The sequence below is a fragment of the Streptomyces sp. NBC_00846 genome (assembly GCF_045207325.1).
Lineage (GTDB): Bacteria > Actinomycetota > Actinomycetes > Streptomycetales > Streptomycetaceae > Streptomyces.
In genome coordinates this window covers 1,459,015-1,475,102 of the sequence record NZ_CP108846.1, presented here as the reverse complement: position 1 = coordinate 1,475,102, position 16,088 = coordinate 1,459,015, and the positions used below count along the sequence as shown (strand labels likewise).

Genomic DNA, 16,088 nt, shown 5'->3' with positions numbered 1-16,088 from the left:
CGTCGGGCGATCGACGCCTGATGGTCTCATTCCAGAGCTTCTGCCGGACCGTGGGCCGGGCGGTCGGCGAAAAGTCCCCGCACATCCTCCTGCAGGCTCATGAGGTCGGACATCGCCCAGAGGCCCCCGCCCGGCAAGGTATCGCCGCCGTGCGGCGGTTGGGGCTGCTGCGCCTCGATGATCAGCACTTGATGGGCGGGGTCGGGCACATGGGTCAGGCCCACGACACCGAATCGGGCACGCGCGTGCTCGGCGGCCGCGGCGCGGCCCGACAGTTCTGCCCAGGTGGGCGGCCGGGTGAACGTACCGGCGTAGAACTCGATCACCGGGAACTCGTTGGCGCCGTTCATCTCGCGCACGAACGCCGCGTGGAAGCGGCCGGAGAGCTCGAAGGAGATCACGTCGCCGGGCCGCAGGAACGACAGCGTCCGAGGCCGGCGCGGGCGGCGGGTCAGCGGGACCGGCGCCGACTCCAGCAGCTTCTTGATCTCCGGGGACTGCCGTTCGAAGGCATCGGAGAGCACGACGCCCTCGTTGAGTTCGTCCACCGCACGCAGGGCGTCGGCCGTGGTGCCGGGGTCCTGGAACCCGTACTTGTGCAGCAGCGTGGCGAGCGCGACCCGGGCGACGTTCTTCGTCACCGGGCCGATGTCCTCGGCATCGAGCAGGCAGCGCCACCGGAGCAGGACCGGGGGGATCACCGCCTGTTCGACCTCGGAGCGCGAGCTGCCCGGGCAGCGCATCCGGTGCCCCACCCACCGCGCCAGATCCTCGTCCATCGCCCGGACAAGTCCCCGAGCGGCCAGTTTCTCCAGGATCTGCTGATGCTTCACAGCACCGATTCTGGCAGCGCCCCCGGGGCGCTCGCGCCCTCCCGGGCTCCCGCTACTCCTGGCCCGACTCCTCCAGCGGCGCACCGTGCCACTTCCACGAGGTGACGCCGGGCCGGCCGGGCAGTTCCGCGCGGCCGGTGGCCCAGAGCAGGACGGTCCACCGGTCGGTGTCCTTCGGGGCGTCCGGGAACAACCGGGCCAGCACTCGGTCGCAGAGACCGGCGGGCGGCGTCCAGGGGACGCCCAGGCCGGCGGCGAGGTCGTGCGTGTGGACCAGGGTCTCCACGATGCCCATGGCGGCGAAGCCCTCCGGGTCGGACACCCCGTAGGGGTGGTACGAGCGCAACTCGGGCGGGGCCGTCCGGACCATCGCCGCGAGCAGCGCGCCGCTCGCCTCCAGCGTCTGGAGCAGCCCTGCCGGTCCGGCCGACGGGTCCGCGAAGACCGCGTTCGCCGGGCCGCCCTTGTAGTTGGCGCTCCAGCGGTACGGGACGTCCGCGTGCAGCGGCGGGCGCTGCGGGCCCAACTGGGCCGCGTAGGAGAAGAGATCGTCGCTCAGGTGCTCCGTGGTCTCCCAGCAGTCCCACTCCAGCGTCCCGGCCGGGACCAGCCAGTCGTCCACCGGGGACTCGCGGAGCGCGGCGACTGCGAGACGGACCGCGGTGGTGACATCGTCCGCGGTGACCGGCAGCCGGGTCCCGGTCAGCGCGGCCCGTTCCGCCGCACTGCACTCGACACAGAACTCGTTGCCCTCCGGATCGGCGAGCGTCGCCCAGCCCCGTCCGTTCGGCTTGCGGTGGTCGGCCACGAGGGTGGCGCCCAGGCCGAGCAGCCGCTCGACCTCCTCGTCCCGGGTGCGGTCCTGCGGCTGGATGTCCAGATGGAGACGGTTCTTGGTGCTCTTCGGCTCCGGCACCGAGATGAACAGCAGGGCGGCACCGGGGGTTTCGACGAGTGCCTCGGGATCGCCGGGCGCGTCATCGTCGGAGAGCGGCGCGCCGAGCACCCCGGACCAGAAGCCGGCGAGCTCGTAGGCGTCGGCGCAGTCGATCGTGAGGTGGCGTACGAGTGAGGTCATGGGCCACACTGTCGCCGGTAGCGGCCTCGCGGTCCACCAACTTTAGGGTGGAGGAGGGGTGGGCGACGGATGCCGCCCACCCCCTCACCGGAGTGAAGTCCCCCTCACCGGATCACCTCACCGGGGTGAAGTCCCGCGCGCCGATGAACTCCGGACGTCGGGCCGGTGCCGCGAACGGCTCCTCGGCGGCGTTCTCCACGCTGTTGAAGACGATGAAGACATTGCTGCGCGGGTACGGGGTGATGTTGTCCCCCGAGCCGTGCATGCAGTTGCAGTCGAACCAGGTCGCCGAACCCGCCCTGCCCGTGAAGAGCTTGATGCCGTGCCGGTCGGCCAGCTTCGTCAGCGCTTCGTCCGACGGGGTGCCGGCATCCTGCATCTTCAGGGACTTCTTGTAGTTGTCCTTCGGCGTCTCGCCCGCACAGCCGAGGAACGACTTGTGCGAACCGGGCATGATCATCAGCCCGCCGTTGGTGTCGTGGTTCTCGGTCAGCGCGATCGACACGGACACGGCCCGCATGTTCGGCAGGCCGTCCTCGGCGTGCCAGGTCTCGAAGTCCGAGTGCCAGTAGAACCCCGAAGCGCCGAAGCCCGGCTTGACGTTGATCCTGGACTGGTGGACGTACACGTCCGAACCGAGGATCTGCCGGGCCCGGCCCACCACGCGCTCGTCACTGACCAACCGGGCGAAGACCTCGCTGATCCGGTGGACCTCGAAGACCGACCGCACCTTCTGCGACGTCGGCTCGATGATCGAGCGCTCGTCGGCCCGTACCGCCGGATCGGCGATCAGCCGGTCCAGTTCGGCGTGGTGGACGGCGACCTCGTCCGGGGTGATCAGCTGGTCGACGGTGAGGAAGCCGTCGCGCTCGAAGCCCTGCAGGTCCTTCACGGGGACCGGCCCCGGGGCACCGGGCGCCGACCAGATGACCGGGTCCTGGCGGGGAGTGATCATCTCGGCGGTGCCGCGGGTGGGGTACAGATCGGCGCGTACACCGGTGCGTACATCGGTGGTCATGGTTCAGTCCTCCTCGGTCAGCAAGGGGTAGACACCGTTCTCGTCGTGCTCCTCCCGTCCGGTGACCGGAGGGTTGAAGACGCAGACGCAGCGGAAGTCGGTCTTCGGCCGCATGGTGTGGTGCTCGTGGCCGTTCAGCAGGTACATCGTGCCGGGGGTGATCCAGTGCTTCTCGCCGGTCTCGTCATTGGTGAGCTCGGCCTCGCCCTCGACGCACAGGACGGCCTCGATGTGGTTCGCGTACCACATCGACGTCTCGGTACCCGCGTACATCGTGGTCTCGTGGAGCGAGAAGCCCACCTTCTCCTGCGCGAGCACGATGCGCTTGCTCTCCCAGGTTCCGGAGGCGGCCTTCACATGCCGGTCGGTGTTCTCGATGTCACTGAACGATCGGACGATCACGGTGGTTCGGTGCCTTTCTCTCTGCGGGGGTGTTTCTCGTCGGACCCGCGCCGGGGTGGTCCGGGTCCGGGTCGGGTTCAGGCGGTTTCGCGGACCGCGCGGGCCAGCGTCCGCAGACCCTCGTCCAGCTCCTCGGGGGTGACGGTCAGCGGCGGCAGCAGCTTCACGACCTCGCTCTGCGGACCGGAGGTCTCGACGAGGAGGCCCAGCTCGAAGGCGCGGGCGCAGATCGCGGCGGCGCGCGCCTTGTCGGTGAACTCCATGCCCCAGACCAGCCCACGGCCCCGGAACTGCGCGCCGAGCCGGGCGTGTTCGTCGCAGATCGCCGGCAGCGCCTGCTCGATCTGCTCGCCGCGGGCCAGGGTCTGCTTCTCCATCTGGCCGTCCGCCCAGTAGGCGTCCAGCGCGGCCGCGGCCGTGACGAACGCCGGGTTGTTGCCGCGGAAGGTGCCGTTGTGCTCGCCCGGCCCCCAGACGTCCAGCTCCGGTGTGAACAGGCAGAGCGACATGGGCAGTCCGTAGCCGCTGATGGACTTGGACAGGGTCACGATGTCGGGGGTGATGCCGGCCTCCTCGAACGAGAAGAACGCGCCCGTACGCCCGCAGCCCATCTGGATGTCGTCGACGATCAGCAGCATGTCGCGGCGGCGGCACAGATCGGCGAGCGCCCGCAGCCACTCGGGGCGCGCCACATTGATGCCGCCCTCGCCCTGCACCGTCTCGACGATCACGGCGGCAGGCTTGTTGAGACCGGAGCCCTGGTCCTCCAGGAGCCGCTCGAACCAGAGGAAGTCGGGCACCCGGCCGTCGAGGTAGTTGTCGAACGGCATCGGGGTGCCGTGCACCAGCGGGATGCCGGCCCCGGCCCGTTTGAAGGCGTTGCCGGTGACGGCGAGCGAGCCCAGCGACATGCCGTGGAAGGCGTTGGTGAAGGAGACGATCGACTCCCGCCCCTTCACCTTGCGGGCCAGCTTCAGCGCAGCCTCGACCGCGTTGGTGCCGGTCGGGCCGGGGAACATCACCTTGTACGGGAGGTCACGCGGGCGCAGCACGTTGTTCTGGAAGGACTCCAGGAAGGCCCGTTTCGCGGTGGTGGCCATGTCGAGGCCGTGGGTGATGCCGTCGCGCTCGATGTAGTCGATCAGCGCGCGCTTCAGCACCGGGTTGTTGTGGCCGTAGTTGAGGGATCCGGCGCCGGCGAAGAAGTCGAGGTAGCTGTGGCCGTCCTCGTCGCTCAGACGGGCGCCCTGCGCACGGTCGAACACGGCGGGCCAGCTGCGGCAGTAGCTCCGTACCTCCGACTCCAGGGTCTTGAAGACACTCAGCGCGGGCGGGGTGATGGTCACAGGGAGTCTCCTGCTTGAGGGGGGTGTGTGACGGGTGGCGGTGCGGGTGTGTTCACGTGTGGAACAGGCCGGGCGCCCACGTGCGGAACAGGTCGACGCGTTCACGCATGGAACGGGCCGGGCGCCCACGTGCGGAACCGGTCGACGCGTTCACGCATGGAACGGGCCGGGCGCCCACGTGCGGAACAGGTCGACGCGTTCACGCATGGAACGGGCCGATGCGGTAGAGCACTTCGGGAAGGTGCGTTCCCTCCGGGAAGAGCCCGCCGTCGAAGAGCACCTCGCGCTCCAGGCCCACGTCGTGGCGGAGCGCGTAGGAAGTGAACAGCCGGTCCGACGCGGTGTTGTCCGGGGTGACGGTCGTCTCGACCGAGGCGAGGCCCTGCTCGGCCGCGACCCGCGAGGTCAGCGCGTCCAGGAGCTTTCCCGCGAGGCCGGTCCCGCGGTGGGCGTGGTCGACGGCCACCTGCCAGACGACGAGCGTCTCGGGACGGTCCGGCCGGAGGTACCCCGTCACGAAGGCGACGGGTTCGCCGGTCTCGTCGCGGCCGACCACGGAGGTGGCGGCGAAGTCACGGCACCACAGCAGGTAGCTGTACGAGGAGTTGAGGTCCAGGACCTCGGAGTCGCGGGCGATGCGCCAGATCGCGGCTCCGTCCTCCACTCGTGGGGTGTCGATGGTGAGGAATTCGCTTCGGGCACGTGCAAAATCTGCGGGTGCGGCGGTCATGGGAATTGAATTTACCCAGCAAATTTCTGAATTGCATCGATGCGGGGGGTTGGGTGGAGCGATCCGTTGTGTTATCACGCGGGCGCGTGCCCCGGCGCGATCCGGCCGCGCTTTCTTCTGTTTTGGGCGCTATTTATCCGGCATAACGGGCGCGATGTGGAGTCGGTCACAAGGCCATAACTCTCGGGATGCGCACCGGAATTGTGTGGATCGAGCCCGGATCGAGGTCCTGGAAACTCGGGTGTTTAGGGTCCAGGAAAGCGGGCAGAAGAATGCGGGGAGCTGCTCTGAATGGAGCAGCTCCCCGCATTTATGAAATACCGGCGTTCCGGTGTGGATTTATTCGCTCGGCCAGGTTTCCGATACGGCTTTGCGGGCAGTTTCGAAGTCGACCTGCCGGCCCGCATCGGCCAGCGCCGCCCCCAGAGCCGCGAGCGAGGACTGCACCGCGCCCCGCGTCGCATCCACACCGTAGTGATTGACCCGGATCATCTCCTTGGACAGCACGCCCCCGCCCGCGATCAGCGGCAGCGCCGGGTCGGCCGCGAGCGCCCGCGCGACCAGCTCGGCGGCATCGACGCCCTCGGGGGTGCGCAGCGTCGTCGCGACCGGCGCCGCGTCCCCCGCCTCGTGCACATACGGCGACAGGCCCCCGCCGAGCGCCACCGCACCCGCGCGCGTCGCCGCGGCGGCCGAGGCGTGGCGGCCCATGAGGGCGTCCAGCCCCTCGGCCTCGATCCGCTCCACGCACGCCTCCAGCGCCAGCATCTCCAGCTGGGCGGGGGCGTGCAGCAGCGCCCTGCGACCGCCGTCGATCCAGCGCTCCTTCCAGTCCAGGAGCGAGAGGTACGAGCGGCGCGGGGCCTGCGGGTTGGCCGCGATCCGCGCCCAGGCGCGCTCGCTCACCGACACCGCCGACACCCCGGCCGGGCCGCCCATCGCCTTCTGCGCGCCGATCACACAGAGGTCGACGCCCCACACGTCCGGCAGCAGCGGCTCCGCGCCCACCGAGGCGACGGCGTCCAGCATGAACAGCGCCCCGTGCGAACGGACCACCTCGCCGATCTCGGCGACCGGATTGGTGTTCCCCGTCGCCGCCTCCGCGTGCACCAGGGAGACGAAGTCGATCTCCGGGTGCTCGGCCAGTGCCCGCGCCACCTGGTCGGTGGTGACCGCCGTGTGGAACGGAACCGCCAGATCGACGACATTGGCACCGCAGTCCCGCAGCCAGTTCCCGAAGGTCTGCCCGTACGGACCGGTGACCACGTTCAGCGCGGTCGAACCGGGCCGGGCGCCGCCCCGGATACAGCCTTCGAGGGGGAGCAGCGCCTCGCCCTGCATGATGACGACGTCCTGCTCGGTGGCGAGGAGGCCGGCCACCCGCTTCTCGATGGCCGCGAAACGCGCGGCGGTGAGCGGGGCGAGGTCGAGGAAGGGGTGCGTCACGGTGGTGCTCTCTTCGGATCGGGTCGGGTCGGTGCGCTGCGGTGCCGCGTACGGACGGTGCTTCCGTCGAAGCGTACCCAGGGCGCCGGACAGTGCCTCGTACAGTGCTGTTCATGAGCGATCACAGGGCACCGCGGGTGCTGCACGTGAAGGGGCGGGTGCTCGTCGGACCCGAGGACGTCCGGGACGAGCTCTGGGCCGTCGACGGACGGATCTCGTACGCGAGGCCGCCCGGCGCGGACGAGGCGGTGACCGTCACCGGCTGGGCGCTGCCGGGGCTGGTCGACGCCCACTGCCACGTCGGGCTCGACCACCACGGCGCCGTCGACGAGGCGACCAGCGAGAAGCAGGCGCTCGCCGACCGGGAGGCGGGTGCGCTGCTGCTGCGGGACGCCGGTTCGCCGGCCGACACCCGGTGGATCGACGACCGCGAGGATCTCCCGAAGATCATCAGGGCCGGCCGTCACATCGCCAGGCCCCGCAGGTACACCCGGAACTACGCGTACGAGATCGAGCCGGACGAACTGGTCGCGTACGTCGCGCAGGAGGCCCGCCGCGGCGACGGCTGGGTGAAGCTGGTCGGCGACTGGATCGACCGGGAGGTGGGTGATCTGACCGCCTGCTGGCCGCGCGAGGCGGCCCGGGCGGCCATCGCCGAGGCGCACCGGCTCGGCGCCCGGGTCACCGCGCACTGCTTCGCCGAGGACTCGCTGCGTGATCTCGTGGAGGCCGGGATCGACTGCGTCGAGCACGCCACCGGGCTGACCGAGGAAACCATTCCGCTCTTCGCCGAGCGCGGTGTCGCGATCGTCCCCACGCTGGTCAACATCGCCACGTTCCCCTCGCTCGCGGCGGGCGGCGACGCCAAGTTCCCCCGCTGGTCGGACCACATGCGACGGCTGCACGAGCGGCGTTACGACACCGTGCGCGCCGCGTACGACGCCGGCATTCCGGTCTTCGTCGGCACCGACGCGGGCGGGGTGCTCGCCCACGGGCTGGTGGCGGACGAGGTCGCCGAACTGGTCAAGGCGGGCATCCCGGCCCTGGACGCGCTGTCGGCGACCACCTGGGGTGCGCGTCGGTGGCTGGGGCGGCCGGTGCTGGAGGAGGGCGCCCCGGCGGACCTGGTGGTGTACGACGAGGACCCGCGGGCGGACGTACGGGTGCTGGCGGCGCCGCGACGGGTGGTGCTGAACGGGCGGGTGATCGGCTGAGGGCGGCTCACCGGGCCGCCTTCCGGCCGGGGTGTGCCGTGTTGACAGGCAGTTACCACATCGCTGCCGGGTCGTTGAAACACCTTTGCGCGCACCCCGGCGCAGTCGATGCCCGCGCCGTCCGCGCTCGGCGGATCGGGTGACTCCGAGGAACGAACGTACCGAGATATTCGAATACAAGTACGGAAACCCCCCTTTGGAGTGAACTCACGTCAGGTGTCTGACGGTTCACCCTCTGTGCGTAAAGCTTTCGGAGTCGAGGTCACCGGCGCCCGCGATGTCCCCCATTGGACGGCGCCCGTGGCTCCATGTCTCTTGTGGGGGTTCCACCATCTTGAACAGCAACACCTTCCGCCTGGCCGCCCTGGCGGTCGCCGCCGCTCCCGTCGCCCTGCTGGTCGCCGTCCCGGCGCACGCCGCCACCGCGACGACCACCACGACCACCGGCGACGGGAAGGCGAGCGCGGTCGTGCTCCGTACCGCACTCGACGTCTCGCTCCTGAACAAGACCGTCGAAGTGCCGCTCAAGGCCACGCTCAATGAAGTGCAGGCACCCGCCAGTGCCGAGAAGACCGCGCTGAGCGTGCGGCTCGACGGGGTGGACGGCGGACGGCCGTTCAGCGTCCTGAGCGCCGATGTGGCCACCGCGAAGGCCACCGTCGACAAGCACCGGGCCGAGGGCTACAGCAACGTGGCGAAGGCCCGGGTCCATGTGCCCGGACTGCCGCTGCTCTCGCTGATCGAGGTCGAGAAGGTCACCTCCAAGGCCGTCTGCGAGGTTGGCAAGAAGCCGGTCGCCGAGTCGAACGTGCTGGGGCACGTGTCGATCCTCGGCAAGCGGATCGACCTCAGCGCGGGCGGCACCACGCAGATCAAGGTGCCGGGTGTCGGCGAGGTGACCCTCGACCTGTCGAAGACGCACACCACCTCGCGCACCGCGGCGGCGGCCGCACTGCAACTGAAGGTCTCCGTCAACCCGCTCAAGCTGAACGTCGCCGATGTGCGGGGCGAGGTCACGCTCGCCGAGGCGACCTGCGAGACCCCGAAGGGAACCGAGCCGGGCGGCGGCAACGGCGGTACGAGCAACGGAGGTACGAGCAACGGAGGTTCAGGCAGCGGCGGCGCGACCGGCGGGAGCACCTCCGGCAGCACGTCGGGAAGCACCTCCGGCGCCACCGGTGGCGGGGACGGCGGCAACGTGAAGCCCCAGACCGGCACCGGCCACGCCCCGGCCGTCGACTCCAACCTCGCGGAGACGGGCGGCAGTTCGGCCACCCCGTACATCGCGGGCGGCGCCGCCCTGCTGTTGGCGGCCGGCGCGGGGGCGATGGTCGTGGCCAGGCGCCGCGCCCACGGCTGACCCCGCACGGCTCAAGGCCCGAGGGGGGGCAGACACAGGCCAGGAGGGGAGGGGAGCGGCGTTCGCGTGACGGAGCGCCGCTCCCCGTGGTCCGACCCGTCAGCGTGTGACCGCGGTCAGCGTTTGCAGTGCCTGGTCGAGAGCCTGAAGGAAACGGTTCGTCGTCGCCCGGTCGCGTACCGCCAGCCGCAGCCACTGCGGGCCCAGCCCTGGAAACGTATCTCCACGCCGCGCCGCGAATCCCAGTGCCCGCAGCCGCTCCCGTACCTCGGTAGCCCCCTCCAGCCGCACCAGGACGAACGGTCCCTCGGCCGGCTCCGCCACCCGCACTTCGGAGAACTCCCGCAGCCCCGCGACCAGATGGGCCCGGTCCGCCGCGATCCGCTCCGCCGCGGCCGCCGCCTCGCCCAGGGCCCGCGGCTCCATGCACGCCGCGGCCGCCGCCAGCGCCGGGGACGACACCGGCCACAGCGGCTGCGCCCTCTCCAGCACACGGATCGTCTCCGGGGCAGCCAGCACGTAACCGATCCGCAGCCCCGCGAGCCCCCAGGTCTTGGTGAGGCTGCGCAGCACCAAGAGCCCCGGGACGTCCGTACGTCCGCACAGCGCCTCGCGCTCGCCGGGCACCGCGTCCATGAACGCCTCGTCGACCACCAACGTCCGTCCGGGGCACGCCAGTTGCTCCAGCACGCCCGCCGGATGCAGGACCGATGTGGGGTTGGTCGGATTGCCGACCACCACCAGATCCGCGTCCTCGGGCACGGCCGCCGGGTCCAGCCGGAAACCGTCCTCGGCGCGCAGCAGCACCCGCCGCACCTCGTGGCCGGCCGCGCGCAGCGCCGCCTCCGGCTCGGTGAACTGCGGATGCACGACCACCGGACGGCAGGCCGGCAGCGCCCGTGCGATCAGCACGAACGCCTCCGCCGCACCCGCCGTCAGCAGTACGCGCTCCACCGGCAGCCCGTGCCGGGCCGCTACCGCCGCCCGCGCCGGACGACCGTCCGGATAGGCGGCGAGCGTGCCCAGCGACGCGGCGATCCGCGCCCGCAGCCAGGCCGGGGGCGTACCGGTCCGTACGTTGACGGCGAGATCGGTCAGATCCCGGCCCCGTCCCCGTACTTCCGCGTCACCGTGGTGCCGCAGATCGTGCATGCCCGCGCCTGTTGCGTCGGGGCTTTCAATGGGAGTGTGCATGACCGCCATGAGGGTGGTGGTGATGGTGGCCGTCGTCGTCGGGGTGGAAGTGCGGCTGCTGCGGCAGCCCCACCTTGTCCTCGAAGCCCGGCAGCGCGATTCGGTACACGCAAGAGTCGCAGTTCATCCGCAGATCGCCCTCGACAGCCTCCCGGTAGCGCTCCATGACCAGGTCGAACAGTTCCTCGGCACCACCGATGACCTCGGCCGGGCGGACATCGAGCTCCGGATGGGCGGCGGCCCACTCCGCGGTCTGATGACGCACCCGGTCCGGCAGGATGCCGGTGAAGAGGAAATACGGCAGAACGACTATGCGCCCGGCACCCAGCTTCACGCAACGGTCGAGACCGGACGGTACATCGGGCGCCGCCAGCGACACGAATGCCGTCTCCACGCCCGCGTAGCCCCGGCCCTCCCAGAACAGCCGCGCAGCCTTGTGCACCTCGGCGTTGGCGTCCGGGTCGGTCGAACCCCGCCCCACCAGCAGCACTGTCACCTCGGACCGGTCGGTGTCGCCCAGCACCTCGTCCACCCGGCGCTCCAGCACCTTCAGCAGCGCCGGATGCGGGCCGAGCGGACGGCCGTAGGTGTACGAGATGCCGGGGTGGCGCTCCTTCTCACGGGTCAGCGCCGCCGGAATGTCCCCCTTGGCGTGCCCGGCCGACACCAGCATCAGCGGCACGGCGGCGAAACGCCGGACACCACGCCCGACGAGCTCGGTCACGGCATCACCGAGCGGCGGCGGGGACAGCTCGATGAAGCCGCCCGCGACGGGCAGTTCGGGGTGGCGCTCGCCCAGTTCCGCCACGAAGTCACGGAACGCCGCGGCCCCGCCCTCGTCCCTGGTGCCGTGGCCGGCGATGAGCAGTGCGGGCTGGGTGGCCGGGGTGGCCGGGGTGGTCACAGGTTCTCCTCGGTGGTCGTGGGGGGTACGGGGTGGTACAGAAGGGCGTTGAGGGCGGCGGCGGCGACGGCCGAGCCGCCCTTCTCCGACACATTGCTCACGGCGGGCAGACCGCTCTCGCGCAGCGCCGCCTTCGACTCGGTCGCGCCGACGAAACCGACCGGCAGTCCGATGACGAGCGCGGGCGCGGCGTTCAGGACGAGCAACTCCTCCAGCGCGGTCGGCGCGTTGCCGATGACCCAGATCGCGCCGGGCCCGACCTGCTCGTACGCGAGCCGGATCGCATGTGCCGAACGGGTCAGCCCGGGGCCCGACCGGGCCTCCCTGAGCCGGCACACGGTCTCGCGGCGGGTGATGCCCGCCGCGACCATCTCCACATCGGTGACGACCGGCGCACCGGAGTGCAGCGCCGCATGGGCGACGACGAGCGACGCCTCGTCGCAGACCAGGTCCGTCGCGTACTGCGGATCTGCCGCGGAGTGGATGACCCGCTCCACGACGGCCCGGGTCAGCGGTGCGAAGTGCGAGGTGTCCAGGCGGGCGCGCAGCCGCCGGTACGACTCCTGCTCGATGGGGTGAACGGTTCGCTCCCAGGGCCGGTTCACTTCGCTCCTCCCCGCTCCGTGGGGGCCGACTGCCAGCGGTAGCCGCGCGGGGTCACCATGCGGCCCGCGATCTCCCGGGTGGCCGTGTTGCCGACGGTCACGACCGTCATCATGTCGACCGTCGCCGGGTCCAGAACGGCCAGCGAGGTCACCCGGCTGCTCTCGTCCGGACGCGAGGCGTTGCGTACGACACCGACCGGAGTCGCCGGCTCCCGGTGCTCGGACAGGATCGACAGGGCCTTGGGGAGCTGCCAGTCGCGGCCCCGGCTGCGCGGGTTGTAGAACGTCACGATGAGGTCGGCCTCGGCCGCGGCACGTACCCGGCGCTCGATGACCTCCCACGGCGTGTGCAGATCGGAGAGGCTGATCGACACGTGGTCGTGGCCCAGCGGGGCGCCCAGGATCGCGGCAGCCGCCAGCGCGGCCGTCACACCCGGCACACCCACCACATCGATATCGGTCCCGGCCTCGGCGAGCGCGGGCGACGCCATCGCGTACACGCCCGCGTCGCCGCTGCCGATCAGCGCCACCGCACGCCCCTTGCGCGCCTCGGCGACCGCGGTGCGGGCCCGCGCCTCCTCGGCGCCGAGCCCCGACTCCAGGACGATGGTGCCGGGCCGCAGCAGGTCCCTGATCTGGTCCACGTACTGATCGAGTCCGACCAGCACCGAGGCCCGCCGCAGCTCCTCGCGGGCCCGCGGCGTCAGCAGATCGCGCGCGCCCGGCCCGAGCCCGACGACGGCCAGCCGCCCGCGCGGACCGCGGCGTACCACCGCGCAGGTAGCCATCGCGGCCCGCCCCACAGGGTTCGACTTCCGCTTCGGTACGAGGAGTTCACCCCCCGCGGCGAGCGCGGCGGCCTCCGCCACGGACGGTGTGCCGACGGCGGCGAGCGGCGCGCCCGACGGGTTGGGCACCTCGATACGGGCCAGCTCCTCGGCGGCGTACGTCCGCAGCGGTACGCCGAACCGCGCCGCCGCCGCGACGATCCCCGGCTCGTCCGCCTTCGCGTCGACCGTCACCAGCTCCGCGATGCTCAGCGGCGAGAGCCCGGCCTCGTTCAAGGTGTCGCGGATCAACCCGACGACCTCCTCGGCCGGCGCGCCCTTGGACGCACCGACCCCGACGGCGAGCGACGCGGGCCGCAACACGGCGGCCAGGGAACCGGGTTCGATGATTCGGTCGGTGACATGGAGCACCGCGGGGCCTCCGGCGCCGGGGGACACGTTCGGCGGCAGCGGCGGCAACGGCCGCACCACGTCCGCGCGCAGCTCCACCGGAGCCCCGTCCAGCATCGCGCGCGACACGCCCGCCACGTCCCCTTCCACGGGCAGGCCCAGCATGTCCAGCCCCAACACCCCCGTCGCGTCCGTCGCGGTCGTCACGACCGGCGCCGCGCCCAGCACCTCACCGACCGCCTCGGCCAGCGCGTTCGCCCCGCCCCCGTGCCCGCCGAGCAGCGCCACCGCATGGCGGCCCGCCTCGTCGACGCAGACGACACCCGGGTCCGAGGACTTGTCCGACAGCAGCGGCGCGAGCAGCCGCACCACGGCCCCCGTCGCCAGGAAGCACACCAGCTGCTCGCGCTCGGCGAACGCCCGCTGCACGGCCTCGCGCACCGGTCCCTCGTAGACCGCGGTGCGGCCGGGCCACGCCGCGGCCAGCCGGTCGCGGGCGACGGCGCCCGCCGCCGTGGCGGAGATCAGGCCGATCAATGGGTTGCTCCTTTACTTGCACGAACCGCGGGGCGGGTGCCCCACAGCAGGAAGACCGGGTTGGCCGCGGCGAGCCGCGTCACCTCGCCGGGCAGCGGCCGCAGCCGGGAGGACTGCAGCAGTACGCCCTCGGGCGCGAGCCCGGCACCGGCCAGCGCCGCCCGCACCTCGGGCACCCGGTCCAGCGCCGCCAGCGCCACCACCACCGAGCGCCGCGCACGCCGGGCGCACGCCGTCACGATGGCGGGCAGCTCACGTCCGCCGCCCCCGATGAACACCGCGTCCGGCTCGCCCAGACCGTCGAGCACGGCGGGCGCCGAGCCGTGCACGGCACGGACGTACACCCCGTGCGCGGCCGCGTTCGCCCTGATCCGCCCGACCCCGTCGGGGGTCTTCTCCACGGCGACGACCGCCGCGCCGAGCCGCGCGCACTCCACCGCCACCGAACCCGAACCCGCGCCGATGTCCCACACCAGGTCACCGGTGCGCGGCCCCAGCCGGGCCAGCGCCAGTGCCCGCACCTCGAACTTGGTGACCATCGAGTCGCGGTGCTCGAACTCCGCCTCGTCCAGCGCCCATTGCCCCGGTCCGGCGGATGCTCCCGCGACGGTCCGTACGGGGGAGAGCACCCGGGATTCGTCCAGGCACAGCACCACGCTCACCGGGTCCGGCCAGTCACGGGCCAGCGCCTCGGCGGGAGTCAGCCGCTCGACGCGCTCGCGCTCCGGATCGCCGAGCGCCGTCGCGACGACCAGGGTGCGTTCCCCGGCTCCGTGCACCAGACCGGCCGCAAGCTCCGCGGGCCCGGCGCCGGGCCCGGTCAGGACGGCCACCTTCGGATGTGCCAGACACACGTTCACGGCGGTCCTCGGGTCGCGGCCGTGCGCGCTGACCACGACCGCGTCGTCCCACGCCAGCCCGAGCCGGGCGAACGCGACCGCGACGGACGGCGCACCCGGCCGCACATCGAGCGCGTCCGGCCCGAAACGCTCCGTCAGCGCCCGCACGATCCCGAAGAATCCGGGGTCGCCGGAGGCCAGTACGACCACCCGCGCCCCGTCGCCGGGCACCTGCTCCGCGATCCGGTCGAGCGCGGGCGCCAGCGGACCGAGCACGATGCGCTCGACCTGCTCCGCCGGCCCCGCGGCCTCCAGATGGCGCCGGGCGCCGACCACCAGCGTGGCCACGGCCAGCGCCTCCCGCGCCTCACGGCCGAGCGGCTCGCCCGTCCCCGTACCGAAGACCCGGATCGGCGCGGTCGTCCCCGTACCGAATCCGGGGATCCGCGCGGCCGTCCCCGTACCGAAGTCGCCGCTCACGAGCCGGACCGCTGGGCGCGCAGCTCGGCGCGCGCCGCCTTGTCGGCCTTGCGGAAACCGTGGAAGTGCCCCGGGTGGTAGAGGTGCGAACGCGTCCCCGACGCCGACAGCGCCGGACCGACCAGGAAGAGGGTGTGCTTCCAGAGCTTGTGCTCCTTGACCGTCTCCTCCAGGGTCGCGATCGTGCAGTGCAGGATCAGCTCCTCCGGCCACGTCGCCTGGTACGCGATGACGACCGGCGTCGACGTCGGATAGCCGCCCTCCAGCAGTTCCTGGGTGAGCTGCCCGGACCGGGCAGCCGACAGGAACAGTGCCATCGTCGTACCGTGACGCGCGAACTCCCGTACCTCCTCGCCCGGCGGCATCGGCGTCTTGCCGCCGCCGAGACGCGTCAGGATCACGGACTGCGCGACCTCCGGAATCGTCAGCTCCCGCTGAGCGATCGCCGCGACCGCCGAGAACGACGACACCCCCGGCACGATCTCGACCGCCACCCCCAGCCCGGCACAGCGATCGACCTGTTCCTGAGTGCCGCCCCACAGCGCCGGGTCGCCGGAGTGGATACGGGCCACCTTCAGCCCCTCGGCCGCCGCACGTTCGTACACGGCGACGACCTGCTCCAACGACATCTGCGCCGAATCGAGGATCTCCGCGCCCTCCCGGGCATGCTCCAGGACCTCCGCCTGCACCAGGCTCGCCGCCCAGATGACGATGTCGGCATCCGCGATGGCCCGCGCCGCCCGGAAGGTCAGCAGATCGGCGGCACCGGGACCGGCACCGACGAACGTCACTCTGCCGTGGGTGGGCGCGGCGACCGGGCCGGCTGCGTCGACTGCTTCGGACATGGGACGGGGTCCTTTCGGGAAACGGAAAACGGGAGATGAAGGACGGGAGATGAAGGACGGTACGAACGGCAGCGCGCGC

General features: G+C 71.8%; 14 protein-coding genes and 1 pseudogene. 2 read left to right on the top strand and 13 right to left on the bottom strand.

Annotated elements, in window-relative coordinates:
- Positions 1-26: 26 nt before the first annotated feature.
- The 7 genes from OG936_RS06865 to OG936_RS06835 form a co-directional block, all read right to left on the bottom strand.
- Positions 27-833, bottom strand: a complete 807-nt coding sequence (locus OG936_RS06865) for a hypothetical protein (RefSeq protein WP_406493244.1) — start codon at positions 831-833, stop codon at positions 27-29.
- Positions 834-885: 52 nt separating this feature from the next.
- On the bottom strand, positions 886-1,911 hold the full coding sequence (locus OG936_RS06860) for a VOC family protein (protein WP_406493242.1): 1,026 nt from the start codon (positions 1,909-1,911) through the stop codon (positions 886-888).
- Between the two features lie 112 nt (positions 1,912-2,023).
- Positions 2,024-2,929, bottom strand: coding sequence for an ectoine hydroxylase (thpD, locus tag OG936_RS06855; RefSeq protein ID WP_406493240.1), 906 nt, complete (start codon positions 2,927-2,929; stop codon positions 2,024-2,026).
- A 3-nt stretch (positions 2,930-2,932) separates the two neighbouring features.
- Positions 2,933-3,331 carry an ectoine synthase gene (locus tag OG936_RS06850; protein WP_389989987.1) on the bottom strand — a complete coding sequence of 133 codons (399 nt, stop codon included), beginning with the start codon at positions 3,329-3,331 and terminating at the stop codon, positions 2,933-2,935.
- Between the two features lie 77 nt (positions 3,332-3,408).
- On the bottom strand, positions 3,409-4,677 hold the full coding sequence (ectB, locus tag OG936_RS06845) for a diaminobutyrate--2-oxoglutarate transaminase (RefSeq protein ID WP_406493238.1): 1,269 nt from the start codon (positions 4,675-4,677) through the stop codon (positions 3,409-3,411).
- Positions 4,678-4,876: 199 nt separating this feature from the next.
- The gene (gene ectA / locus OG936_RS06840; protein WP_406493237.1) at positions 4,877-5,407 is read right to left on the bottom strand and encodes a diaminobutyrate acetyltransferase; all 531 of its coding nucleotides are present in this window, start codon (positions 5,405-5,407) and stop codon (positions 4,877-4,879) included.
- 339 nt (positions 5,408-5,746) lie between these two features.
- A complete protein-coding gene (locus OG936_RS06835; protein ID WP_406493235.1) occupies positions 5,747-6,853 on the bottom strand; it encodes a pyridoxal-phosphate-dependent aminotransferase family protein in 1,107 nt (368 codons plus the stop codon).
- Positions 6,854-6,990: 137 nt separating this feature from the next.
- On the opposite strand from OG936_RS06835, the gene OG936_RS06830 reads away from it, so the two are divergent.
- Both OG936_RS06830 and OG936_RS06825 read left to right on the top strand, forming a co-directional pair.
- A complete protein-coding gene (locus OG936_RS06830; protein ID WP_266752117.1) occupies positions 6,991-8,067 on the top strand; it encodes an amidohydrolase family protein in 1,077 nt (358 codons plus the stop codon).
- A gap of 334 nt (positions 8,068-8,401) precedes the next feature.
- Complete coding sequence (locus tag OG936_RS06825) at positions 8,402-9,427, top strand: SCO1860 family LAETG-anchored protein (RefSeq protein ID WP_406493233.1); 1,026 nt, start codon at positions 8,402-8,404, stop codon at positions 9,425-9,427.
- Between the two features lie 99 nt (positions 9,428-9,526).
- Here OG936_RS06825 and cobC read toward each other — a convergent pair.
- The 6 genes and pseudogenes from cobC to cobM form a co-directional block, all read right to left on the bottom strand.
- A pseudogene (gene cobC, locus OG936_RS06820) lies at positions 9,527-10,675 on the bottom strand (Rv2231c family pyridoxal phosphate-dependent protein CobC); the annotation flags it as partial.
- Positions 10,605-11,525, bottom strand: a complete 921-nt coding sequence (locus tag OG936_RS06815) for a sirohydrochlorin chelatase (RefSeq protein WP_406493231.1) — start codon at positions 11,523-11,525, stop codon at positions 10,605-10,607. The pseudogene cobC and the gene OG936_RS06815, both read right to left, overlap by 71 nt.
- Entirely contained in the window at positions 11,522-12,130 is a 609-nt protein-coding gene (locus OG936_RS06810; protein WP_406493230.1) for a precorrin-8X methylmutase, read from the bottom strand. The genes OG936_RS06815 and OG936_RS06810 overlap by 4 nt, the downstream gene beginning before the upstream one ends.
- Positions 12,127-13,845, bottom strand: coding sequence for a precorrin-3B C(17)-methyltransferase (gene cobJ, locus OG936_RS06805; RefSeq protein ID WP_406493229.1), 1,719 nt, complete (start codon positions 13,843-13,845; stop codon positions 12,127-12,129). The genes OG936_RS06810 and cobJ overlap by 4 nt, the downstream gene beginning before the upstream one ends.
- Positions 13,842-15,095, bottom strand: a complete 1,254-nt coding sequence (cbiE, locus tag OG936_RS06800) for a precorrin-6y C5,15-methyltransferase (decarboxylating) subunit CbiE (RefSeq protein ID WP_406500340.1) — start codon at positions 15,093-15,095, stop codon at positions 13,842-13,844. Before cbiE ends, cobJ begins: the two co-directional genes overlap by 4 nt.
- A 65-nt stretch (positions 15,096-15,160) precedes the next feature.
- Positions 15,161-16,009 carry a precorrin-4 C(11)-methyltransferase gene (cobM, locus tag OG936_RS06795; RefSeq protein WP_406493227.1) on the bottom strand — a complete coding sequence of 283 codons (849 nt, stop codon included), beginning with the start codon at positions 16,007-16,009 and terminating at the stop codon, positions 15,161-15,163.
- Positions 16,010-16,088 lie beyond the last annotated feature (79 nt).